Raw genomic sequence first — 23,746 nt, 5'->3', positions numbered from 1 at the left:
AGCTCCCTCTGAAAAGAGACTGTCGAACGATTTAAACCTGAATGGAGCCTAGTCAGACGCTAGCCATTTACAAGTGCCGTCGCGCGTTGCGCCGTTCAAGCCTGCAACGCGCATCACGCCCATGGCGTCAGGTCATATTCAGCGACCTGCGGGCGTGTGATGCAGACACTGTCTCCTGGGGCATTGCGTCCTTTGTTGACGAAACTCAATGAATCCTCGGGATCAAGGTGTAGGAATGATCAAAGAGGCAGCCCAGAGTGCTGCACGTCGGGTAACCCCTCTTCTATAGGGACGACACTCATGACCTCCCCTTCGCAAAAACTGCTGGAAAAACTTTACGGTCCGCGCAGCACTGTTGCGAGAACCACTATTACCCCTCTGTTACGTCACTATGCAGAACCGCTGCCGGATTTGAATTCAGACGCCTTTGGTGAAATGTTCGACCGTTACGCCGATGCGCGCGTGGTGATGATCGGTGAGGCCAGCCATGGCACCAGCGACTTCTACCGAACCCGTGCGGCGATAACTCAACGATTGATTGAACAGCACGGGTTCACGATTGTGGCGGTTGAAGCGGACTGGCCAGATGCCGCGCATGTTGACCATTATGTTCGCGGGCTGGCCCATACAGCCTGGAAACGGCACATCTTCAGCCGATTCCCGACCTGGATGTGGCGCAACACCGATGTGAAAGCGTTTGCCCACTGGCTGCATCAATACAACCACAAGCACGCCCCCGAGCGTCGAGTCGAGTTTCGCGGATTGGACGTCTACAGTTTGCGCAACTCCATCCACGAGGTCCTGAGTTATCTGGAGCGGGTCGACCCGCATCTGGCACACGAAGCACGCCGGCGCTATGGCTGCCTGACTCCCTGGCAGGATGAGCCTGCGTTGTACGGCCACTTTGTTGAACGTGGTGGGCTGATGCCCTGCGAGCAAGCGGTGGTCGAGCAGCTCCATGACATGCTGGCCGAGCAGCTGGCCGGGCTTATCCACGACGACGAGGCGTTCTTCGATGCCACGCAAAACGCCCGGGTCGTTCGGGCGGCGGAACAATATTACCGAGCGATTTATCGAGGTTCGACCGCCTCGTGGAACCTGCGTGACCGGCACATGTTCGACACACTGCGGGGGTTGCTTGAGCACCGTGGCCATCGCGCCAAGGCTGTGGTCTGGGCGCACAACTCCCATATCGGTAATGCCGCTGCCACGGAAATGGGCTGGAAGGGGCAGTTCAATATCGGTCAGCTATGCCGCAGCGCCTATGGGCGCGATGTCGTTCTGATCGGCATGAGCACCGACCGTGGCCAGGTGGCGGCAGCCGATGACTGGGACGCCGACATGCTCATCAAGGACATCCGGCCGTCTCGTCCAGACAGTTGGGAGCATCAGTTCCTTAAAGCCGGTGTCCCCGCGTCTTTGACCGACTGGCGGGATCCCCTGCGCGAAGACTTGCGCAAGGCGCTGTCCGAGCCTCTGCTGGAGCGGGCCATCGGGGTGATTTACCGCCCCGAAAGCGAGCGCAGCAGCCACTACTTCGAGTCGGTGCTGGCCGAGCAATTTGACGCCATGGTGTGGATTGAACAGACGCAACCGGTGACGGCACTGCCTCTGCCAAAAAGCCAGGCGCTGGAACCGGAAGACGAAACCTTTCCGTTTGGTGTGTGATACCGGTCAGGGACTGATGGAGGTCTCTGAACGAGTACCACGCAGATGTCTCTCGAACCAGTCGCCAGCAAGTCTGGCGACTTCTTCGAGGGTGCCTGGTTCTTCAAACAGATGCGTAGCGCCCTCCACGACTTCCAGACGCTGTTCACACCGCAGAACATGACTGCTTTGCACGTTCAGACGCACGACCACCGGGTCCTCTGCTCCGACGATTTGCAAGGTCGGCGCCTTTACCTGGGACAGCGCCGCACCTGCCAGGTCGGTCCGCCCTCCCCGGCTGACCACCGCATGGACCACGTCCGGGCGCTCGGCAGCCGCCAACAGCGCCGCAGCGGCCCCGGTGCTTGCACCAAACAAGCCGATCCGCAGCGATTGCAGTTCCGCGTCCCGGCCAATCCAGTCGATCACCTGCACCAGTCGCCGCGAAAGCATCGCGATATCGAAACGCAGCTCCCGCGTCACGTTATCCAGGCGCTGCTCCGGCTCGGTGAGCAAATCGAACAACAACGTGCCCAGCCGCCGCCGGCCCAGAGACTCTGCAACCTGCTGGTTACGTGGGCTTGAACGGCTGCTGCCGCTGCCATGGACAAAAACCACCAGACCGGCAGCGTTCATCGGCAGACGCAGGTCGGCTGACAGCTCCACGTCCTCCAGGCTCAGTTTTCGATAGTGAGACTCAAGCATCGGAATTCTCCTGAGGGGCAGTGCCCGTGCTGGATTCTCGTTGCCAGGCTCTTTGCAAAAGATCGATGACTTCCCCGTCCGTGGTCTGGGTGAAGTTCATGTACCAATAGCCGATCGACATCAGCCACTCGGGAATGAGCGGACACACCAGTTCATCCACTTCGGTGCGCAGCGCCTCGACCGTCTCAAGCGGAGCCACGGGCACGGCAACGACAATGCGCGACGGTGCTTGCAGGCGCACAGCGTGGATCGCGGCCATCATCGAGGCCCCTGTCGCCAGGCCGTCATCGACCAGAATCACCACCTGGTCCTTGAGTACCACCGGCGCACGCGTTGACCGGTACAAATGCTCACGACGAGAGAGTTCCCGGGTTTCCCGGGCGACCACGGCATCGAACGTGTCCTGATCAATCGGGTGAGCCCGGAGCGCCTCTTCGTTGATGATTTGTATGCCGCCGCTGGCAATGGCGCCCATGGCGTATTCCTCATGGGACGGAACGCCCAACTTGCGGACCAGCATCAGGTCCAGGCGAACCTCCAGCGCGGTGGCCACTTCATAGGCCACCGGAACTCCGCCACGGGGCAAGGCCAGAATGATGACGTCCGGTCGATGAGCGTATTTGCGCAGCGGCTCAACCAGGGTTCGACCGGCAGCGGTCCGGTCGCGCAAGGTGGTTTGCAGTAAGGGACTGTGTGTCATTTGAAAACCTCCTGAAGCTATCGGGCCAACTCCATACCGCCAGAACGCCGCAAGGCAGCCATACAGGACAGGTTCAGTCGTACTGCCGAGAAGCCTTTACAACCCATGAGCGCATGGCAAGTGCTCAGCTATGTGCCAATACCCTTTTTTAAATTCAGAATCCTCCCATGAAGTCTCCCCGGTCTTGATTTATATCAAGTCCCTGCGCAAGGCACAGATACCCAGCGCCAGCAGCAACGGCCCCTTGCGCTATGATCAATCTATCGGCCCTGAACGGGAGACTGCCATGCCGACCCTACCTGCGAGTCAGCGGTTGCGCGTGTACGACAGCGATGAACTCGACGGGGTACTGCAGGCGATGGCGCGCCAGGCTGCGGCACTGTTGCCGCCTACTCAAGCGGTACTGATCGGCATCCAGCGCCGCGGCGAGCCGCTGGCACAGCGTTTACAGCAACATCTGTCGCGTCAGACCGGCCAGCCGGAACTGCCTCTTTACCCCCTGAAGGTCAAGCGCTATGCCGATGATCTCAGCGTGCTGCATGCACACACGCAATTGACCGAAAACCCGCTTCTGGGCGCACTGGACCTCGCCAGTACCACCCTGCTTGTTGTCGATGACGTGCTGTTTGAAGGCCATTCGCTGCTGCGCACCTGCGCGTATCTGGCGCAACTCGGTGCGCGTCGGGTCTACACCGCGGTATTGGTCGATCGGCACGTCTGCCAGCAACCGATTCATGCCGATATTGTCGGCGTGCATCTGCAAGTTGCCGCCAATGACATCGTCGAATGCAACGTACCGCCCTACGAAGCGGAGTTTTGCATCGAAGTTCTGCGTCATGGTGCCGCCCACTGACGGCAGTGCCTTGAAGGAGCCATCACATGCTCACCGAACGCCCGCTTCTGTTTGCCCTGCAAGGCAGTGAGCACTACGCGAGCCGCGTCGCGCAGCGGCTTGGCTGTCAACTGGCGCGCCACGAAGAGCGTGACTATGAAGATGGCGAGCATAAATGCCGCCCGTTGGAATCAGTCAACGGTCGCGAGGTGGTGGTGTTCCATTCCTTGTATGGGGATGACCGGCAGAGCGCAAACGACAAGCTGTGTCGGTTGCTGTTTTTTTGTGGCGCACTCAAGGATGCCGGCGCTCACCAGGTGCAGGCCGTGACGCCCTACCTCTGCTACGGGCGCAAGGATCGTCGTACCCAACCTCAGGACCCGACGATCACCCGCTACGTGGCGGCCATGATTGAAGCCTGCGGCGTGGATCGCCTGGTGGCCCTGGAAGTGCACAACCCGGCAGCGTTTGATAACGCCTTTCGCATTCCCACCTGGAACGTGCAGTGCGCGGAATTGTTCGCCCGGCATTTCGCCGGGTTCGTCGGCGACGCCGAGGTGGTGTCGGTTTCCCCGGACGCCGGCGGCACCAAGCGGGCCGAGCAGTTTCGCCAGGCCCTGGAGCGGCAACTGGGACGCCCGGTGGGCGGTGCGCTGATGGAAAAGCACCGTGCTCAAGCGACGTTCACCGGCACGCTGCTGGTGGGTGAAGTGCTGGGTAAAACCGCGATCATTTTCGACGACCTGATCAGCACCGGTGAAACGCTGATGCATGCGGGCCTCGCCTGCCAGCAGGCCGGTGCCACCCGGTTATTTGCAGCCGCCACCCATGGTTTGTTCACCGGTGGCAGCGACCTGCTCGACAAGCCACTGTTTGAACACCTGGCGATCTCTGACAGCGTGCCTCCGTTTCGCCTGCCAGCCGACTGTGTCACGCGCCACTTGCACGTGCTCGACAGCACCGCACTGATTGCCACCTTGCTGGCTGAAAACGGAGCGTTTGCTACCGTCTGAGCACGGGCGGCCTCCTGCTCAGCCAATCCAGCGGATCTCGGGGTCCTTGTGCTGGACGGGCGCAGGCGCAGACTTCGGATGGCCAACGATGATGGGCGCCACGGGCCTCGATCCGGCAGGGAGACCCAATACATGCTTGCCCTCCGGCGTATTGAGAAACCCCTGGGCAAAACCGATCCAGCAGGTGCCGAGTCCTTCAGCGTACGCGGCAAGCATCAGATTCTCGGCCGCCAGGGCGCAGTCTTCAACGATCCACGGACCGGGCGCGTTCCCCGAAATCAGGATGAGTACCGGCGCGTGATAGAAGATCTGGAAGCCTGGATCGTTGAGCATCGAATAAAAGTGCTCGGACTGGGTCCCTGCGGGCACTGTCGCGAGCAGGTGGGCCTTCGCTTCGCGCGAGACCCGATCCAGCAGTTCCTGATCGCGGATCACCGTGAACGTCCACGGTTGTTGGTTGACTGCGCTGGGCGCCTGGACGGCGGTGTTGATCAAGCGACGAATGATGAGTTCATCAACCGCTTCTTTCGTGTATTCACGCGTCGAGCGACGGCCCGAGATTGCCTCGTTGATATTCATGGCGGCAGCCTCAAATATTGTCGTTTCATACAGTGGCCCGCCAACGAACATCTACTATTGATTTAGATCAAATCAGGGCAAAACCTGCCAAACGGGGGGAGCTTATATGAGCAGCGCGATCCGGCTTCTGGTGTGCGCTGTGCTGGTGTGCATCGGCGGGCTGGCCTGGGGCGCAGACGCTGCCGCGCCAAGTGCTGAGCCGCGCGTCACGATCCTCGTTTACCACCGCTTTTCGCAGACGCTGGACGACTCGATGACCGTGCGCATGAGCACCTTCGAAACCCAGTTACGCGTCCTGCACGAGCATGGCTACCACATCGTGCCGCTGCGTGAGGTGGTCAATTGGTTGCAGGACCCAAGTGCGACGTTACCGCAGAAGCCGGTGGCGATCACTGTCGACGACGGGCATCGCTCGGTATTCGAAAAACTGCTGCCCATCGTGCAGCGCGAGCATTTTCCGGTCACGCTGTTCATCTATCCATCGGCGATCTCGAACGCCTCCTATGCAATGACCTGGGAACAATTGCGCAGCCTGAAACAGACCGGACTCTTTGACATCCAGGGGCATACGTACTGGCATCCCAATTTCAAGGTCGAGCGCAGACACCGTACGCCGGCTGATTTCCAGCAATTCGTGCGCATGCAACTCGACAAATCCCGTCAACGCCTGGAGGCGCAAACCGGTACGCATATCGACATGCTCGCGTGGCCTTTCGGGATCTACGACGACGAATTGATCACACTCGCCTCCGAAGACGGTTACGTCGTCGCCTTCACCCTGGACGCACGCAAGGCGAATCGGCACGACCGGCTGCTCGCGCTGCCACGTTTTCTGATGACCGATGCCTACGGCGCCAGCGCATTCGCGCACCTGCTTGGCGAACCAAACACCCCGGCAATACCCGCAACGGAGAGCGCACGATGACCTTTATCAGCGCAGTGAGGCGCTATGCAATCGCGACGCTGCTCGTCGTCTTTACTACCCTGCTGAGCCAGCGAGGTGCCCTGGCCGTCACGGGTGTCGTGCTCGACTCAAGCACGCAGAACCCGATCGCCGACGCGATCATCACGACATCGGCGGGTGTGATGCGCACGGACGAACACGGGCAGTTCGAAATCGCTCAGACGGTGGAGAACGTTGCGGCCCGCGCTCCAGGGTATTTGCGCACCGAAGCCAAGGTGTCCGGCGATACACCTGTGACGCTCGCGTTGACCCCGTTTCGCCCGAAAGCGCTGTATTTGTCGGTGTTCGGCGTGACCAACAAGACGTTGCGCAATAATGCCCTCAGCCTTGCCGAAAGCAGCGAGATCAATGCGCTGGTGATTGACGTCAAGGGCGACCGCGGCCTGACGCCGTATCGCAGCGCGGCGCGCGAGGCCATCGGCGCGGCTGCCCAGGTGACGGTGCGCGCACCACAGGACCACGACTTTGCGGCGCTGCTGGCCCGACTACATGAGCAACACCTGTATCTGATCGCGCGCATCGTGGTGTTCAAGGACGACCCGCTCGCCAGCGCGCATCCAGAGTGGAGCGTGCACACCACAGACGGCCAACCGTGGCGCGATCTCGAGAAGCTGCAATGGATGGATCCGTTTTCGCAGGATGTATGGCGGCACAATCTGGACGTCGCCGAGGAGGCGGCGCAGATGGGCTTCGACGAGGTCCAGTTCGACTATGTGCGCTTTCCCGACAAGAGCGGGCTGCACTTCGCCCTGTCCAATACCCGGCGCAACCGGACCGCGGCGATCGTCGGTTTCCTGCAGGCCGCACGCACACGGCTGGCGCCCTACAATGTATTCGTCTCTGCGGACATCTTCGGCTACGTCTGCTGGAATCTGGACGATACCGCGATCGGCCAGCAAATCGAATTGCTCGGCGAGCCGCTCGACTATATTTCACCGATGCTCTACCCGTCCGGTTTTACCTGGGGGCTGCCGGGCTTGACCAATCCGGTCAGCGATCCCGCTCAGATCGTCAGACGCTCCCTGGCGGAAGCAATCAAGCGCACCCATCTGCCGGGGGTGCGTTTTCGTCCGTGGCTGCAAGCCTTTCGCGACTATGCGTTCGATCGTCGCTTGTTTGACGCAGAGGCGATCAGTGCCCAGATCAACGCCGCCAACGCAGCCGGCACCGATGGATGGATGTTATGGAATCCACACAATCACTACAACGCCGCCGATATGCCGCACCCTTGATCGGTGCGCTGAAACGCTGGGTAATGCTGCTTGCAATGGCGGCGGCGCAGTTCGCCGGTGCCGCCGATTTCGATGCGGAGGCACGCCTGCAAGCCGCACAGATCGTCGAGGGGCAGATCACTGCCGGACGGATTCCGGGGGCCGTCGTGCTGATCGGGGACGCCACGCATGTGTTCTATCGCCAGGCCTTTGGGCAACGCGCGACAACGCCCGACCCCGAACCGATGACGCTGAGCACCGAGTTCGATCTTGCGTCGCTGACCAAGGTCATCGCGACCACCACGGCGATCATGCAACTGGCCGAAGCCGGCCGCATCGACCTGGACGCACGCGTTACACAGTATTGGCCGGCCTTTGCGGCCTTCGGCAAAGACCCGGTGACCGTTCGTCATCTGCTGGCGCACACCTCCGGCCTGCTGCCAGACCTGCCGGTGCGGCCACTGCATCCGGACCGCGAAGGCGTCTTGAGCGCGATTGCGGCGCAGCGTCTGCGGAGCGTGCCAGGTGAGCGCGTCATCTACAGTGACCTGAATTTCGTGGTGCTGGGCGAACTGGTCGAGCGCATCACCCACCGCACGCTCGACGCGTATTGCCAGGCCTACATCTTCGGCCCGCTCGGTATGCGCGACACGGTCTTTGTGCCGGACCCCGGGCGAGCGGCCCGCAGTGCACCGACACTGGCGAACAAGGCCGGTATCCGCCGCGGCCGGGTGCACGATCCGACTGCTGAATGGATGGGCGGCGTCTCCGGCAACGCCGGGCTGTTTTCCACCGCGGATGACCTCGCCCGCTTCGCGCAGATGATGCTCAACCAAGGGCGCGCGGGCGGCCTGCAGATTCTGCGGCCAGCAAGCATTGCCGCGCTCAGCAGTGCCGCCTCGCCGCTCGCGACTCCACCGTGGCGCGGACTCGGCTGGGACCTGGCCGCACCGTTCGCGTCGAACCACGACCGTCTGCCACCGATTGGCATGATCGGCCACACCGGATACACCGGCACGGGCCTGTGGATCGATCCGCTGACGCGCCAATTCATCGTTATCCTGACCAACCGCGTGTACCCGGACGACCGCGGTGACGCCCGCCCGCTACGTGCGCAGTTGCTCGCGCTGCTGGCAAGCCGGGCTCCACCTGCGAGCGTCGCGCAAATTGGCCAATGGCTGCCATCGACGTTACCGGCGCTGAGTGCCGCCGATCGCCTGCCGATCTCGACGGGCCCGGTGCAGACCGGCATCGACGTGCTCGAGGCGCAGCGGTTTGCGCCGCTCGCCGGCAAGCGCGTGGGTTTGATCACCAATCGCAGCGGTTTCGACGCCGAGGGCCGGCGCACCGTCGACGTACTCGCGCACGCGCCAGGCGTCAGGCTGGCCGCACTGTTCTCGCCGGAGCATGGGCTGAATATCGATGTGGACGAGCGGGTCGGCGACACCCTCGACACCGCGACGGGCCTCACCGTACACAGTCTCTACGGCGCGGCGCGGCGCTTTCCGCCCGGTTCGCTCGCCGGACTGGATGCGCTGGTCTTTGACATCCAGGATGCCGGCGTGCGCTTCTTCACCTACGAGACGACGCTCGGCTACGCACTGGAGGCCGCGGCGGCGCAGCGCATTCCGCTGTTCGTGCTGGACCGGCCCGATCCGCTCGGGGCGCAGCAATTCGGCGGACCGGTGCTGGACAGCCGTCAAGAATCGTTCACCGGCTATTTTCCGGCGCCGCTGCAACCGGGCATGACGGTCGGCGAACTGGCGAGTCTGTTCAACCGCAACAAGCACATTGGCACGGATCTGCGCGTGGTGCCGATGCAGGGCTACCGGCGTGAGATGACCTTCGCCGACACCGGGCTCGGCTGGGTGCCGCTCTCGCCAAACCTGCGTACGTTGTCCCAGCTGGACCTCTACCCGGATGTCGGTTTGCTTGAGGGCGCGAGACTGAGTGTGGGACGCGGCACAGCGCATCCGTTCGAGTGGATCGGCGCGCCGTGGATCAACGCGACCCAGTTCGCCCATGCGCTGAATGCCCTCAACGTTGGCGCGCATTTCGAGCCGATCGACTTCGTGCCCACTGAATCGAACTGGCACGGTCAGCTCTGTCATGGCGTGAGCATCACGCGCAACCCGGTGCCTGAGCAACGGCCCGTCGCACGCCTGGGATTGGCGCTGCTCGCCACGCTGCATACGCTCTATCCCGGCGCGTTCGATATTGCGGCGACCCGCGGCTCAATCGGCTCGCAAATCGTCTGGCAAGCCATTCGCGACGGCATAGCGCCTGACGCCGCGCAAGCGCTCGATGCCGCAGCGCTTGAGCGCTTCGCACGACTGCGGCAGGAGAACTTGTTCTATTGATCTTGATACGACACGCCACAGCCCCTAGACCGCGAGAACGCTGCAAGGCACCTGATAGAGGATATGTTCGGTCGTACTGCCGAGAAGCTTGTCCAGCCCGTGGGATTGGACTCTGCCCATCACGATCACATCCACCTGTTGCTCGTCGGCAAACTCACTCAACGCCGAGACCGGGCTCCCCATGATGAAATGTCGACGGTCAGAGGGCACACCGAATCGACCGGCCAACCGCAGGAATGACTTTTCCAGTTCTCTGCGCAGTTCCCGGGTAAGGTCCGCCAGGGTCAGCCCGCCACCGCCCATATCGCCGAGATAGGCCGCCGAAATGTCACAGGCATATAGCAGATGCAATTCGGCATTGCACTGYAGCGCCAGGCTGTTGGCCTGTTGGATGATCCGGTCATTCAGTTCGCTGTTCGAAGACGCGGTATCCGACGAGTCAACCGCTGCCACCACCTTGCGCGGCAAGGCATGACCACTCGCGCCCACCAGATACATCGGTATCGGGCAGTGGCGCAGCAAGTGCCAGTCCAGAGGGGTGAAAAATGCGCGTTTGAGCGCAGGCTCATGCTGTACTTGCTTGATCAGCAGGTTGGGCTGCATTTCGCTGACGTGATCAAGGATCGCCTGCTGCATGTCATCGGCCCATGCCACCTCGGTGGTCACCTCGATGCCCCTGCCGCGCATCTTTTCCGCCTGATCCTTGAGCCAATCGCTATGGTCCTGGAGGTAACTCTGCCGAGCTTTTTCCCGGACGCCTTCTTCAAGCAGTGACAGGATGTCCAGCGATGGTACTAACGCGGCAATATGCAGGCTCGCCCCGCTGGCCTTGGCCAGGGCAGCGGCATGGTGTATCGCAGGGGAATGGCGCTGGGCCGGGTTGATGATCAGTAATAACCGTTGATACTGGCTCATGGTCTGAACTCCAGACAGGTTGGACTTCGACGCCTGCCGCTGCCCCTTGCCGGTGGTCAGCCATTGCGTCTTCGCTGGATCAAATCACCAGCGTCAACTCAGCGTCCTCCCCGGACGCCTGCTTGATCTTGATTTATATCAAGTCACTGCGCACCGCCGCAGCGCGGTGCGGGTCATTCAGGAAACGGTGGTTGGGCAGGTGATTCCTTTTCCGGGATATCGGTCATGGTCGCCTCGGTCAGCAGCAGGATACTGGCGACTGAAACGGCATTTTCCAGCGCGATACGCACCACCTTGGTCGGATCGATGATGCCGGCTTCATACATGTCCACATAGACATTGGCTGACGCGTCGAAGCCAATATTCCCCGGCTCCGCCAGCATACGGGCAACGACCACGCCGGCATCCACCGCCGAGTTTTCCGCGATCACCCGGGCTGGCGCTTCGAGCGCTCGGCGAAGTATCTGCAAACCGGTTTTGGCATCGCCTTCATAGCTGGCCTCCTCGGCCGCGATAATCGGTACAGCCTTGAGCAATGCCAGCCCGCCCCCCGGGACGATGCCCTCGGCAATCGCCGCGCGAGTCGCCGAAATGGCATCATCCAGTGCATCCTTGCGGGCCTTCATCTCGGCCTCGGAAGGCGCCCCGACCCGGATCACCGCGACACCGCCCGACAGCCTGGCCAGTCGTTCCTGGAGTTTTTCACGGTCGTAATCGCTGGTAGTCGCGTCCATTTGCACGCGGATCTGTTGCAGACGCGCCTCAATCGCCTCGCGTTGACCGGCGCCACCGATCAACGCCGTGCTGTCTTTTTGCACCACGACGCGATGCGCTCGTCCCAACTGGCTCAAGTCCACCTGTTCAAGACTGATGCCCAGCTCGTTGGAGACCACCGTTGCCCCGGTCAGGACGGCAATGTCCTGGAGCATTTCCTTGCGTCGATCACCGAAGCCGGGGGCCTTGATCGCCACCGCGCGCAATACGCCACGGATCTGGTTGACGACCAGCGTGGTCAGCGCCTCGCCCTCTATGTCGTCGGCGATCAGCACCAGCGGCTGGCCACTTTTGGCGATCAACTCAAGCAGTGGCAGCAGGTCTTTGAGCACGCCGATCTTATGATCACAGAGCAGCAGGTAGGCATCATCGAGCTCCACCTGCATCTTCTCGGTATCGGTTACGAAATACGGCGAGACGTAACCCCGGTCAAAACGCATGCCCTCCATCACCTCGACCACGGTCTCAGTGGTCTTGGACTCCTCGACACTGACCACGCCTTCAACGCCGACCTTTTCCAGAGCGTCTGCCACCAACTGGCCGATAACCGCATCGTTATGCGCCGAAAGCGTGGCCACCTGGGCCTTTTCCTTGGGGGTACTGACCGGGCGCGATTGGGCTGCCAGCGATTGCACGACCAGCAACAGCCCGCGATCCAGGCCACGCTTCAAATCAATCGCGCTGGCACCGGCGACGACGTTGCGTATGCCGTCAGCCAGGATGGCATGGGCCAGCACCGTTGCCGTGCTGGTCCCGTCCCCTACCGCATCGCCGGTACGTTCCGCCGCCTGACGCAGCATCTGGGCACCCAGCCCCTCCTCGGGGTCTTGCAGGTCGATTCGCTTGGCAATCGTCACGCCGTCGTTGCAGACCGTCGGATTACCCCATTTGTTCTGGATCAACACCGATTTCGATTTGGGCCCAAGGGTCACCCGAACCGCGTCCGCCAACTGGGTGGCACCGCAGAGGATTTTCTCGCGAGCGGCGGCACGAAACAGAATTTTACTGTGAGCCATCAGGTTGTTCTCCCGAGTCATCCTGCAACAGGCAGGTACTTGCAGCTTCCCTGAAATGGCTCACGCGACGTTGATTTTTATCAACAAAGTCACGACGTCGCGGGGCCTTCGCAGGTACTTGTCTGCGCGCGCATTTCGCGCACCGACTCCAGATGATTGGCCGTCAGCCAATGGCCCTCAGTTGACAAAAATCAACCTGTACAACAACCAGTCGCGGCCAAATGAACCCGTGAATTCCACGGTTCTGTCAGCGGGCACTATCGGTAAAAATCGATCTGAAAACAGAGCTGGGGGTGCAGTTTTTATCCTTCTCATTTGCGAGGAACAGGTCATGGACAAACATCAGCTCAGTCAAAAAAACCAACTGTTCAAGACACCTGYCCATGACCCCTATTTATTGCAGCGAGTCGCAGGCTCGGCCATCTGTTCGAAGTGCGATGCGATTTATCAGGCCGGTAACTGGACCTGGAAGCAGCCTGAAAACACGGTGATCGCTGATGCCGAAACGGTGACCTGCCCGGCCTGTCGGCGCATCGATGACAACAGGCCGGCGGGTACGCTAACGCTGTCCGGCAGCTTCTTGCTCAAGCATCGAAAAGAAATCGTCAATCTGATTGAAAACACCGAGCGGCAGGAAAAAGCCGATCATGCCCTTGAGCGCCTCATCAAGCTGACCGACTCCGAGGGTGCTCTGATCGTGACCACCACCGGCGTCCATCTCGCCAACCGCCTGGGTCATGCATTGACAGGCGCTTTCAAAGGCCACGCGAATTACCATTACGACGATGACCAATACCAGTTGAGCGTCAGCTGGACACGTGACGAGTAAAGAAAAACCGGTTGATGACAACGGTCAGAACAACCAGCAACAAGGGTTGCGCACCCAGAACACCCGTCAGCTGTTGGCCGAAGGCCCCTCGCCGCCACACCGGCAAGGGACTTTCGGTCATCAGGATTTCAGGCCGGGACCGGAACGCCGGTCAACTCAACGCAGTCACGGTACTCAGGCACCGAGACCGACCACCCCAGCTCCAGGCTGATGCGCCGGCGCAGCACATCCGATGCATTGGGTTCTCCGTGCACGACGTAGGTGTGTTTCGGTGGCCGCTTGAAGCCCCTCAGCCACTGCATGATTTCATCCCCGTCGGCATGCGCGGACAAGGTCCCCATGGGCACCACTTCGGCCCGAATCGGCACGTCCTTGCCATGAATCCGCACCGATGGGGCACCGGCGATGATCTGCGCACCGCGAGTTCCCCCGGCCTGGAAACCGGGAACCAGCAGCGTATTGAGCGGGTTGGGCGCCAGCGCCTTGAGGTGATGAAGCACCCGCCCGCCGGTGGCCATGCCGCTGGCAGCGATAATCACCGCGGGGGTGCGCTGTAGGTCAAGGTCCATGGAGTCTCTGACCGAACGCACGAAGTGCGCGGCATGGCACATGCCTTCGCATTCCTCCAGCGACAGCCGGTGCTCACTGCGAAAACGCTGGTACAAGCGAGTGACATCGGTGGCCATGGGGCTGTTGAGGTAGATCGGCAGGTCGGGGATCGCCTTCTTCTGTTTCAGGCGATAGAGGTGATACATCAGCAATTGCGCACGCCCGACCGCAAACGAGGGCACCAAAGTAATGCCGTGGCGCAATGCCGTGCGGTTGATAACGTCGGCCAGTTGTTCCTCCGGAGGCTCCGCGGGGTGATGACGGTCGCCGTAGGTCGACTCCACCAACAGATAGTCCGCCTGTTCGATGGTTTCCGGGGCGAACATCAACGGATCATTCGGCCGCCCCAAGTCCCCGGAAAATACCAGGCTAATGCCTTCGGCACGCACTTCCACGGTGGCCGCTCCAAGGATGTGCCCGGCACCGCGCAACTGGATGCTGATCCCCGGAGCGATGTCGATCGGATGATGCAACTCCACTGGCCGCAACAGCTTCAGGGCCCTGTGCGCGTCCTGTTCGGTGTACAGCGGCAAGGCCGGATCATGTTTGGAGAAGCCATGGCGGTTGGCGTATTCAGCCTCCTCTTCCTGCAAGCGGCCACTGTCGAGCAGCAGTATCTTGACCAGCTCGCAGGTCGCCGCCGTGGCATAGACCGGGCCGCGATAACCGTTGCGCACCAACACGGGCAGATAGCCGCTGTGATCCAGGTGAGCATGGGTCAGAACGATGGCTTCCAGATCCCGGACCGGCAGTTGGAAAGGGTCCCAGTTGTGCAGGCGCAGTTGTTTGTAGCCCTGGAACAAGCCGCAATCGATCAACACATGTTTGTCGTTATGTTCCAGCAGGTACTTGCTGCCCGTCACCGTGCCAGCCGCACCGAGAAATGTCATTCGCATGCCCGTCTCCTTGAACACTGATGGGTACGCTATTGATCCTCCCTTTACGTCTTCCGGCACTTGATATTTATCAACAGCAGCCGGGCTGACTCCGTCTTATCGAGGCTCAGCCCCTGAAAATGTCGAATGGCTCGATTTTCAGCACCTTGCGTATGCCCACGTAACTGGAAACCCCGGCGATCAACAGCACCAGGCCAAACGCCAGCCCCAGGTTCCAGAACGTAATCATCGCTGCGTAATTGGGCAGATAGGTGCGCACCGTGAAGATCATCAACGTGACCAGCCCGACCCCCAGCCCGTACCCCGTCAAACAGGTGAACATGGCCATGAAGAGGATCATGTAGATCAGTTCGCGGCCCTTGGCGCCAATAGCCTTGAGGGCTGCGAACTTGTCGAGGTTTTCCAGAATGAAGGTGTAGAACGTCTGACCGGAGATGGATAACCCGACCAGGAAACTGATCACCGTCATCGTCAGTATGTTGGTGCCGACCCCGGTCTGATAGATATAGAAATCGGTAATCCGCTGGTTGAACTCTCCCCGGGTCAAGGCGACATAGCCCAACTGCGCAACCTGCTGCTTGATCCCGGCCTCTGCGGCCTTGTTCCTGGGTTCCAGCAGAATGTAAGACACCGTGAAGCGGGTGGTCGGGATGTATTCGATGGCGCGTCGGTAAGTGGTGTAGAGCGTCGGTATGCCAGTCAATCCGCTGGTCAGTACCTTGGCGATGGCGACGATGGTCCCACGGTGGTCATTGAGCTCGAAGGAGGTGCCAATCCGCGGATTCTCCAGTTTCGAAAATTCGGCATCGTGGACCATGATGAATGCGTTTTCCGCGTAAATGTCCTCGATAGAACCCTCTTCAAGCTCAGGGCGACCGAACAGGCTGGTGTCGTCGAGACCTATCACACTGACCGCCTGATAGGTGCCACTGGCCAACCTGACCTGGGCGCCRCCAATGAATACAGGCACCGCGTAGCGCACCTGCTCCATGCTGCGTACGGCATCGAGCAAATAGTCTGGCAGAGGAATGACAATGGTCGGGGTGTTCACGGCCGGGTCCATGATCCACATCGCCGCGCCGATATTGGTCACCGTCGAGTGGGCGCGATTGAGGATGCCGGCAAACAGTGCGGTCATCTGCAACATCAGGAACACCGAGAACGTAATCCCTACCAGCAATGCCGAAAACTTGGCCTTGTCATTGACCAGCAGCTTGAAGCCGATCCGCAGGATGCCCGAGTATTTCATGGTGTCTGCCTGCTGCCCGCAGGGGGCGGAGTGTTCCACCAGCCGCCACCCAGCGCGACGAACAGCCCGACAGTGTCCTGATGGCGCTGGGCAAGTGCTTGCAGATAGGCGATGTTGACTTGATGCAACTGCACATCGGCCGCCAGCAGATCCAGATAGGTCACCAGGCCCGATCGGTAGTTGGCTTGCAGCAAACGCAGTGCTTCTTCAGCGGTAGCCTGTGCCTCGGTCTGTTTTTGCAGGGCCTGTGCATCGAACTCCAGGGCCTTCAGGGCATCGGCCACTTGCGCGAAAGACTCGAGCACGGTTTGCCGATAATTCGCTGCCGCCTGCTCATAGGCATCGATCGCCGCTTTACGGCCAAACCACAGGCTACCGCCCTGGAACAGCGGGACATCGATGGAGGGGCCAACACTCCAGAACCGCCCGGCACTCGCAAACAACGACCCCAGGTTCGACCCGGCCGTCCCATAGGTCCCGGTCAGATTGAAACTGGGAAACATCGCCGCCGTGGCCACCCCGATGTTGGCACTGGCCCGGTGCAGCTGCGCTTCTGCGGACAAGATATCCGGCCGCTGCCGGACTAGCCTCGAGGGCAGGCTGACCGGCAAATCGGTGGGCAGCGAAAGACCTGTCAGCTCGATATTGGGGAGACTGACATCGGTGGGTGCGACGCCTTCGAGGGTGGCCAGCAAATGCTCGGCCTGGCTGATTTTCTGCTCCAGCGCCGGTAACAAGGCCTCATTGCTGGCAATCAGGCTGCGCAAACTGAGGACCGCCGAATAAGGCGCCGTGCCGCTGCGCACCTGGACCTCGGTGGTCCGAAGCTGTTGTTTTTGCAGCGCAATCAACTGCTCGGTGGCGCGCCTTTGCGCGATATAGCCGGCACGGGCGATGGCGGTATTCACGACATTGGCGGTCAGGGTGAGGTAAGCCGCATGGGTCAGCCAGGCTTGACGGTCGACCTCGGCTTGCAGGCCTTCCACCGTTCGACGCTGTCCGCCAAACACATCGAGGGTGTAACTGATCGTGCCACTCAGGGTCACCACGTTGAAGATTGTCCCTCCCGTCGTCAGCCCTTGCTGGAGCGGAGCATTGCGTTCGCGGGTCGCGCCGGCGTGAAGGTCCAGATGCGGATAGAAAACCCCATGACCGGCCATGAGCGTGTCCTGGCTTTGCCGCAGGCTGGCCTCGGCAGCCTGCAAGGTCTGGTTGTTGGCAGCCGCCTGGCGAACCACCGCATCCAGAGAGCCGGACTTGAACAGCCGCCACCAGTCGGGCGCCACTTCAGCCCCCGGCAAAAAATGCTGCGCCTGGCCCTGCGCCGCGACGGTCGTCGTCGCCGGATTGCGGGTGTAGCCGCTCTGCGACGGCGTAGGCGGACGCGAAAAGTCCGGGCCTACGGTGCAAGCGCTCATCGCCATCAGAATAATCGCGGGGAGCACCCGGGCATGCAATCGCAGGGGTCGATGGACGCGGGACTGGCACATCATTTCTGTCCTATGAAGACATCCACCAACTGCCCCGGATACACCCTCGGGAGGTCTTTTTTCTCGAACCGGAAAACCACCGGCAACACCCTGAGGTCGACTTTCTCCTGACGCTGATTGGACAACTGGATTTTCGGCGACACATACGGCTGCACGCGGACGAACTCCAGCGGCACCTTGATATCCGAGCCATGGATCAACATCTGTGCACGGATATGTTCGGGCGTCGGCAAGCGGGCAATCAGGATCTCGTCCACATAGCAGCGTACCGCCAGATAGGTCTGTTCAGCGCTCATCACCGCCAACGGGCTGAATTGCTGGATATACGGGTCATAGGCGCCCTGCGGCGACACATAACTGCCCACGGTGGTATTGATGGCCAGGACCACGCCATCCACCGGGGCCTTGATCGCATATTGCGCAAGCGTGGCATTCGCCGCCTTGAGCGCTGCCTGTGCCTGGGCCGCGGTATTCTTTGCGGTGTCCAGCGTGTCCTTGCTGATGGACTTGGGATCAATCCCGTAGGACGCCAGGCGCTTGGTGTATTGGTCCTGAGCGGTTTTCAGACTGGCTTGCGCCAATTCGAAGTTTGCCCTGGGCACGGCGTCATCGATGGTCACCAGGGGCGTACCACGGGTGACAGCCTGCCCTTCTTGCACCAGCACTTGAGTGATCGGCCCGGAAACCTGCGGGTAAATCACGATGTTGGAACCGCCGGGCTGCTCGCTTTCGATAATCCCGTTCGCATAAATCGCGGTGTCATAAGTGCTGCTCGCCGGGGCGAAGGCTGGCGGCAATGGACGGGGCGTGCGTCCGAGCAGGTAGGCGGCGGTCACCCCGGCCAATACACCGATGACTGCCAGCACAAACAGCACCCGGTTCTTCATGGCGAGGTCCGGTCAGGTTCGCTGATGCGGCCATCTTCCATATGAATGATGCGGTCGGCGTACTCATTGATTCGCGCGTCGTGAGTGACGATCAGAATGCAACGCTGCTGGTTGAGAATATTCGACTTCACGAAGGCAATGATCATTTTCCCGGTGTCACCGTCGAGGGATGCGGTGGGCTCGTCGAGAATCAATAGCTGCGGGCTGCCGATGATCGCCCGGGCAATCGCCACCCGCTGTTGTTCGCCGCCGGACAGCTTGACCGGCAGAATGTCGCCGCGATCCTTGAGGCCGACCACTTCCAGGCTCTGCTTCGCCTGCGTTATGGCGTCATCCCAGTCACGATGCTTGAGGATCAGGGGAATCGCGACATTCTCGGCAGCGGTCAGCCGTGCAAAAAGATGGTAGTCCTGAAACACGAAGCCGATGTTATTGAGGCGTAACTCTGCCAGTTGATCGGTGCTCAGGCTCCAGATGTCATTGCCATTGATCTTCACCGTACCGGCATCCGGCCGCAGAATGCCGGAGATCATGCTCAGCAACGTGGTCTTGCCGCTTCCTGACGGGCCGACGATGAACACCATTTCACCGAACTGTGCGACCAGTGAGACCTGATCGACAGCCTTCATTCGTACGTCCCCTTCCCCGAACCATTTGGTCAGGCCGCTCGAATCAATCGCCGGATGATCGGCAGAACCCGTTTGATCCGAACTCATGAGCGTTTCTGCTCCCGATCGGCCGATGCCCCTGAGCACTGGCAGTTATCGAATACCGCCACCACGATACGCCATCAATACGGCGGCTTGACGATCATCAGACTGCAGGGAGCCCGGTTCAGGGTGTTCTCGGCGGTACTGCCGAGAAATACGTTCACGCCCCGATAGTGCACGGTGCCCATCACAATCATGTCGAATTCATTACTTGCCGCGAAACGCTCGATCATCTTGTGCGGAACACCGGTCAACAGATGCCGTTTCGCCTCTGGAATCTCATAGCGTTCGGCGAGCGTATCGAAGGCTTCAATCTGGGTATCGCTGACCGCGTCCCTCAAGCTTTCCCGCATGGTCAGGTATTGCAGGTTCACGCCGGAGTCGCCGTTCACAATCCAGCCGCTGACATTGAGCAGGTGCAACTTCGCGCCACAGGACAAGGCCAGCTTCGAAGCAATATCGAGGATCTGGTCATTGAGCCCCTGCGTCAGCTCTTCAAGATGGGAAAGGTCGACAGCCGCCAGTATTTTCAAGGGCAACGGGTTTCTGGCATCGGTGACCAGGTGCAAGGGGGCCGGACAGTCGCGCAGTAACAGCCAGTCCAGAGGCTTGTAGAAAACCCGTTGAAATGCCGATACGTGCTGTACATCCTTGATCACGATGTCTGCCCCGAAGTCGTTCACGTACTCAAGCACCTCCTCGATACCCGGTTTGGCCCAGACCACTTCAGTGGTCACGTGCAGGCCTTTGCATTGCCCAAACCGGGCCTGCTGCTCTAGCCAGTGACGGTGCACCTGCAAATATCCCTCGCGCGCCTGCGCCATGGCCTGATGGTCAAACAGGCCAGCGACCGCCAGCGCTTCGACGTAATCGAATGCCACGATGTGCAGCATCGCGCCTGTCGCCCTTGCCAGGGACTCCGCCCGATCAAACGCGGGGGTACGGGACATTTCGCTCGGAGCGATCAGCAGTAAACGGCGAATTTCGAACATCACACACCTCGTCGGCAGATGCTTGGTCAGTCGAACCTGATGAGCAGCACTCCTGTGCCGGCTTTCCATCAGCAAACGAATCGACGAACACCCTCTCTGATTAATGTCGATAGTGAGTGGGCAGGTGCTGGCCGGGGTTGATAAAAATCACAAAAAGTCGTTGTGCGCCCAAGCACCGCTGCTGAAAGAAGCATTGTTGATTCAGCTCAATAAATGCTCAGCCGCCAGGCGTAAAAACATACCCAGTGATCGGGCATATGCCGTCCGATGCTCGCGCCAAATCGACCACAGAGGACACCGTCATGAACGACTTGAGTCTGCGCCAAACCATTCTGGATGAGCTTGAGTTCCAGCCGGATATCGATGCCGCCAATATCGGCGTCGCTGTGGACAAGGGCGTCGTCACGCTCTCCGGCCATGTCCGGACCTATGCCCAGAAAATCGCTGCTGAACAGGCGGTAAAACGCATCAAGGGGGTACGCGCGCTGGCCGAAGAAATACAGGTCAGGCTGGATCCCGGGGAGGGCACGGCAGATGACACCATCGCGACCCGCGCATTGAAGATCATTGCCTGGAGTTCTGATGTCCCCATAGACACCGTCAAGGTCATCGTACAAAAGGGCTGGGTAACGCTGGAAGGCAAGGTGGACTGGCAGTACCAGAAAGAAACCGTCGAACGTGCGGTGCGCAAGTTGTCCGGGGTGGTGGGCGTGGACAATCGGCTCACCCTTTATCCTCGGGTGGAAGTGGCCGATATCCAGCACCGCATCGAAGAAGCCCTCAAGCGCAATGCCGAAGTGGATGCCAAGGGTATTCACGTCAAGGTAGACGGTGATGTCGTGAAACTTGAAGGCCGGGTCCATCTGTGGCGTGAACGCCAGATCGCTACCCGCGCTGCCTGGTCCGTACCAGGCGTGAGGGCGGTGGAAGATCACCTGCTGATTGCCTGATGTCAAACAGGGAATATCAGCTCGACGTCCGGCGTAAACCCCGGCGTTCGGGCTGATGGCGTCTAGAATCGTATTCAGATGCCCAACGAGCTTGAGCCTCGGCGTTCGGCAATCGAACCGTCACGCATCGGGCCAGCCCGCCTTTTTTCCCTGAGCCAAGGCCATGAAAAAGAATCACCAGTGGAACCTTTCCTACTTCGCGATCACCTTTCTGGTCCTTGCACTCGCCCAGCTGTTTTTTGTTGACCGCCATTCGGTGCAGAGCATCCCTTACAGTCAGTTCCTGCAACTGTTGGGCGAGCACAAGGTCAGCGAGTTGCGGGTCGACAAGGAGCAGATCAGCGGCAAGCTGCAAGAGCCCATCGATGGCCACGATCTGTTCACCACCGTGCGGGTCGACCCTACGCTGGCGACGGAACTGGCCCAGTCAGGCGTCGGCTTTTCCGGCATCAGCGAAAACACCCTGCTTAACGCGCTGCTGGGCTGGTTGCTGCCCTTTGCCATGATCATGGTGCTCTGGCATTTCCTGTTCCGCGGCATGGCCGAAAAACAGGGCCTTGGCGGGCTGATGAACGTCGGCAAATCGCGGGCCAAGGTCTTTGTCGAACGCGATACCGGGGTGACGTTCGCCGATGTCGCGGGCATCGATGAAGCCAAGGCCGAGCTGGTGGAAATCGTCTCGTTCCTGAAGGACAAGGCCAGATACGCACGCCTGGGCGCGCATATTCCCAAGGGCACCCTGCTGGTCGGCCCACCGGGCACCGGCAAGACCCTGGTGGCCAAGGCGATCGCCGGTGAAGCCGGGGTGCCGTTTTTTTCGATTTCCGGGTCCGAATTCGTCGAAATGTTCGTCGGTGTCGGCGCCGCTCGAGTGCGCGACCTGTTCGAGCAGGCACGGCAGGCTGCACCGTGCATCATTTTCATCGACGAACTCGACGCCCTGGGCAAAATGCGCGGTATCGGTGCGTTTGGCGGCAACGACGAAAAAGAACAGACCCTCAACCAACTGCTGGCCGAACTGGACGGTTTCGACCCGCGCGAAGGTGTGGTCCTGCTGGCAGCGACCAATCGACCCGAGGTCCTCGACCCGGCGCTGCTGCGGGCCGGCCGCTTCGACCGTCAACTGGTGATCGACCGCCCCGATCGAAAAGGCCGACAGGCGATCCTCAAGGTCCATCTGAAAAAAATCACCGTAGCGCCCGACATCGACTCCGAACGTATCGCCGAAATCACCACGGGCTTCACCGGTGCAGACTTGGCGAACCTGATCAACGAAGCCGCGATCGTGGCCACCCGCCGGGGAGGCGAAACCGTCACCCTCGACGACTTCACGGTCGCGGTGGAACGCATCGTCGCCGGGGTCGAACGCAAGAGCAGCCTGTTACTGCCTGACGAACGCCTGGTGGTGGCCTATCACGAAATGGGCCATGCCCTGGCCGCTGGCACGTTGCCGGGGATGGACCCGGTTCACAAGGTGTCGATCATCCCCCGCTCCATTGGCTCGCTGGGCTATACCTTGCAGCGCCCGACCGAGGATCACTTCCTGATCAGTTGCCAGATGCTCAAGGATCGCATCGCCGTACTGATGGCCGGTCGGGCCGCCGAGTTCATCGTCTATGGCCAGATTTCCACAGGTGCCGCCGATGACCTGACCCGGGCGACCGACATCGCCCGGCAGTTGATCACCCGCTTCGGCATGAGTGCCGAACTCGGTCAATCGGTACTCGAACGGCAAACCCCGACTTATTTGGGCGAACACATGGCCGGACTGGGCCAGAAAGACTATTCGGAGCAAACCGCGCGGGAAATCGACCTGGGCATCCGCGCCCTGCTCGAAGAAGCCTATAACCGTGCCAAGGTGCTGCTCGACAGTCGTCGGGCCGACCTGGATGCCGGCGCTCATTTGTTGCTGGAAAAGGAAACGCTGACGCCAGAGGAGTTTGCGCCGCTGCTACCGCTCAAGGCCGCCCCCGATGGCTCGCCATGATTGAGGTCACGCTGATCAATACGCTGGTGGTCATCGTTGCCGTGGTGATCCACTACGAATGCCTGTCACGCCTGAACGACTGGCTTCCCCGGCTCCGGGCCTGGAGTCGATTCAGAATCGTCGTCGGGGTATTTGGCGCGATGCTGGCCCATGCAACAGAAGTCTGGTGCTTTGCGCTGGCCTATTACCTGATGGCGCGCTCCGGCGACTGGGGCAGCCTGAATGGCAACTTTGACGGCTCGTTCATGGATTGCGTGTATTTCTCCTTCACCACCTTTACCACCATCGGTTTTGGCGATATCTCGCCCATGGGCAAACTCAAGTACCTGACAGGCTTGCAGGCACTGACCGGCCTGGTGCTCATCACCTGGACGGCGTCCTTTCTGTTTCTCGAAATGCAGAAATACTGGAAGAGCAAATAGCGGTCGCCG

21 protein-coding genes are annotated in these 23,746 nt (G+C 60.6%); 10 read left to right on the top strand and 11 right to left on the bottom strand.

Translation table 11 applies throughout. The features are described 5' to 3' along the window. Positions 1-300 precede the first annotated feature (300 nt). Positions 301-1,668, top strand: coding sequence for an erythromycin esterase family protein (locus AC1DHT_RS19555; RefSeq protein ID WP_427539843.1), 1,368 nt, complete (start codon positions 301-303; stop codon positions 1,666-1,668). Between the two features lie 6 nt (positions 1,669-1,674). Here the strand turns inward: AC1DHT_RS19555 and AC1DHT_RS19550 are convergent, their stop codons facing one another. After that, a complete protein-coding gene (locus AC1DHT_RS19550; protein ID WP_427539840.1) occupies positions 1,675-2,352 on the bottom strand; it encodes a dienelactone hydrolase family protein in 678 nt (225 codons plus the stop codon). Continuing rightward, complete coding sequence (locus AC1DHT_RS19545) at positions 2,345-3,052, bottom strand: phosphoribosyltransferase (protein WP_427530510.1); 708 nt, start codon at positions 3,050-3,052, stop codon at positions 2,345-2,347. The genes AC1DHT_RS19550 and AC1DHT_RS19545 overlap by 8 nt, the downstream gene beginning before the upstream one ends. A 286-nt stretch (positions 3,053-3,338) precedes the next feature. On the opposite strand from AC1DHT_RS19545, the gene AC1DHT_RS19540 reads away from it, so the two are divergent. Together AC1DHT_RS19540 and AC1DHT_RS19535 are read left to right on the top strand one after the other, a co-directional pair. Beyond that, on the top strand, positions 3,339-3,905 hold the full coding sequence (locus tag AC1DHT_RS19540; RefSeq protein ID WP_427539837.1) for a bifunctional pyr operon transcriptional regulator/uracil phosphoribosyltransferase PyrR: 567 nt from the start codon (positions 3,339-3,341) through the stop codon (positions 3,903-3,905). Between the two features lie 26 nt (positions 3,906-3,931). Next, on the top strand, positions 3,932-4,897 hold the full coding sequence (locus AC1DHT_RS19535; RefSeq protein WP_427539834.1) for a ribose-phosphate diphosphokinase: 966 nt from the start codon (positions 3,932-3,934) through the stop codon (positions 4,895-4,897). 18 nt (positions 4,898-4,915) lie between these two features. Here the strand turns inward: AC1DHT_RS19535 and AC1DHT_RS19530 are convergent, their stop codons facing one another. Next, on the bottom strand, positions 4,916-5,476 hold the full coding sequence (locus AC1DHT_RS19530) for a nitroreductase family protein (RefSeq protein ID WP_347927381.1): 561 nt from the start codon (positions 5,474-5,476) through the stop codon (positions 4,916-4,918). Positions 5,477-5,582: 106 nt separating this feature from the next. Between AC1DHT_RS19530 and AC1DHT_RS19525 the strand changes: the two genes are divergently transcribed. The 3 genes from AC1DHT_RS19525 to AC1DHT_RS19515 are packed head-to-tail and all read left to right on the top strand — an operon-like array spanning position 5,583 to position 10,011. Beyond that, positions 5,583-6,401, top strand: coding sequence for a polysaccharide deacetylase family protein (locus AC1DHT_RS19525; RefSeq protein WP_427539830.1), 819 nt, complete (start codon positions 5,583-5,585; stop codon positions 6,399-6,401). Beyond that, positions 6,398-7,672 (top strand): putative glycoside hydrolase, encoded by a 1,275-nt coding sequence (locus AC1DHT_RS19520; RefSeq protein WP_427530519.1) that lies wholly within the window; start codon positions 6,398-6,400, stop codon positions 7,670-7,672. Before AC1DHT_RS19525 ends, AC1DHT_RS19520 begins: the two co-directional genes overlap by 4 nt. Beyond that, positions 7,624-10,011 (top strand): serine hydrolase, encoded by a 2,388-nt coding sequence (locus AC1DHT_RS19515; RefSeq protein ID WP_427539827.1) that lies wholly within the window; start codon positions 7,624-7,626, stop codon positions 10,009-10,011. Before AC1DHT_RS19520 ends, AC1DHT_RS19515 begins: the two co-directional genes overlap by 49 nt. Positions 10,012-10,035: 24 nt before the next feature. Here AC1DHT_RS19515 and AC1DHT_RS19510 read toward each other — a convergent pair whose 3' ends face one another. Both AC1DHT_RS19510 and groL read right to left on the bottom strand, forming a co-directional pair. Then, positions 10,036-10,926, bottom strand: a complete 891-nt coding sequence (locus AC1DHT_RS19510) for a universal stress protein (protein WP_054596500.1) — start codon at positions 10,924-10,926, stop codon at positions 10,036-10,038. A 173-nt stretch (positions 10,927-11,099) separates the two neighbouring features. Next, on the bottom strand, positions 11,100-12,716 hold the full coding sequence (gene groL, locus AC1DHT_RS19505; protein WP_427539823.1) for a chaperonin GroEL: 1,617 nt from the start codon (positions 12,714-12,716) through the stop codon (positions 11,100-11,102). 331 nt (positions 12,717-13,047) lie between these two features. On the opposite strand from groL, the gene AC1DHT_RS19500 reads away from it, so the two are divergent. Further along, positions 13,048-13,545 (top strand): BCAM0308 family protein, encoded by a 498-nt coding sequence (locus AC1DHT_RS19500; RefSeq protein ID WP_477761435.1) that lies wholly within the window; start codon positions 13,048-13,050, stop codon positions 13,543-13,545. A 128-nt stretch (positions 13,546-13,673) separates the two neighbouring features. On the opposite strand, the gene AC1DHT_RS19495 is transcribed toward AC1DHT_RS19500, so the two are convergent. From AC1DHT_RS19495 to AC1DHT_RS19470, 6 genes are all read right to left on the bottom strand, one after another. Next, on the bottom strand, positions 13,674-15,050 hold the full coding sequence (locus AC1DHT_RS19495; RefSeq protein WP_427539820.1) for an MBL fold metallo-hydrolase RNA specificity domain-containing protein: 1,377 nt from the start codon (positions 15,048-15,050) through the stop codon (positions 13,674-13,676). A gap of 106 nt (positions 15,051-15,156) precedes the next feature. Continuing rightward, complete coding sequence (locus AC1DHT_RS19490; RefSeq protein WP_427539817.1) at positions 15,157-16,299, bottom strand: ABC transporter permease; 1,143 nt, start codon at positions 16,297-16,299, stop codon at positions 15,157-15,159. Next, positions 16,296-17,723, bottom strand: a complete 1,428-nt coding sequence (locus tag AC1DHT_RS19485; protein WP_427539814.1) for an efflux transporter outer membrane subunit — start codon at positions 17,721-17,723, stop codon at positions 16,296-16,298. The genes AC1DHT_RS19490 and AC1DHT_RS19485 overlap by 4 nt, the downstream gene beginning before the upstream one ends. 65 nt (positions 17,724-17,788) lie before the next feature. Continuing rightward, positions 17,789-18,676 carry an efflux RND transporter periplasmic adaptor subunit gene (locus AC1DHT_RS19480; RefSeq protein WP_427539811.1) on the bottom strand — a complete coding sequence of 296 codons (888 nt, stop codon included), beginning with the start codon at positions 18,674-18,676 and terminating at the stop codon, positions 17,789-17,791. Next, complete coding sequence (locus tag AC1DHT_RS19475) at positions 18,673-19,392, bottom strand: ABC transporter ATP-binding protein (RefSeq protein WP_427539808.1); 720 nt, start codon at positions 19,390-19,392, stop codon at positions 18,673-18,675. The genes AC1DHT_RS19480 and AC1DHT_RS19475 overlap by 4 nt, the downstream gene beginning before the upstream one ends. A 74-nt stretch (positions 19,393-19,466) precedes the next feature. Next, complete coding sequence (locus AC1DHT_RS19470) at positions 19,467-20,378, bottom strand: universal stress protein (RefSeq protein ID WP_427539805.1); 912 nt, start codon at positions 20,376-20,378, stop codon at positions 19,467-19,469. Between the two features lie 302 nt (positions 20,379-20,680). Between AC1DHT_RS19470 and AC1DHT_RS19465 the strand changes: the two genes are divergently transcribed. The 3 genes from AC1DHT_RS19465 to AC1DHT_RS19455 all read left to right on the top strand — a co-directional run bounded on the left by AC1DHT_RS19465 (position 20,681) and on the right by AC1DHT_RS19455 (position 23,737). Continuing rightward, positions 20,681-21,328 (top strand): BON domain-containing protein, encoded by a 648-nt coding sequence (locus tag AC1DHT_RS19465; protein ID WP_427539802.1) that lies wholly within the window; start codon positions 20,681-20,683, stop codon positions 21,326-21,328. A 163-nt stretch (positions 21,329-21,491) separates the two neighbouring features. Next, positions 21,492-23,315: an ATP-dependent zinc metalloprotease FtsH gene (gene ftsH, locus AC1DHT_RS19460; RefSeq protein ID WP_427539799.1), complete on the top strand. Its 1,824-nt coding sequence runs from the start codon at positions 21,492-21,494 to the stop codon at positions 23,313-23,315. After that, positions 23,312-23,737 carry a potassium channel family protein gene (locus AC1DHT_RS19455; protein WP_427539796.1) on the top strand — a complete coding sequence of 142 codons (426 nt, stop codon included), beginning with the start codon at positions 23,312-23,314 and terminating at the stop codon, positions 23,735-23,737. The genes ftsH and AC1DHT_RS19455 overlap by 4 nt, the downstream gene beginning before the upstream one ends. Positions 23,738-23,746: the final 9 nt, after the last annotated feature.

It is taken from the genome of Pseudomonas sp. 05N432 (genome assembly GCF_056396945.1).
The sequence above is the reverse complement of the archived record's forward strand: the minus strand, read 5'-3'. Positions and strand labels throughout refer to the sequence as shown.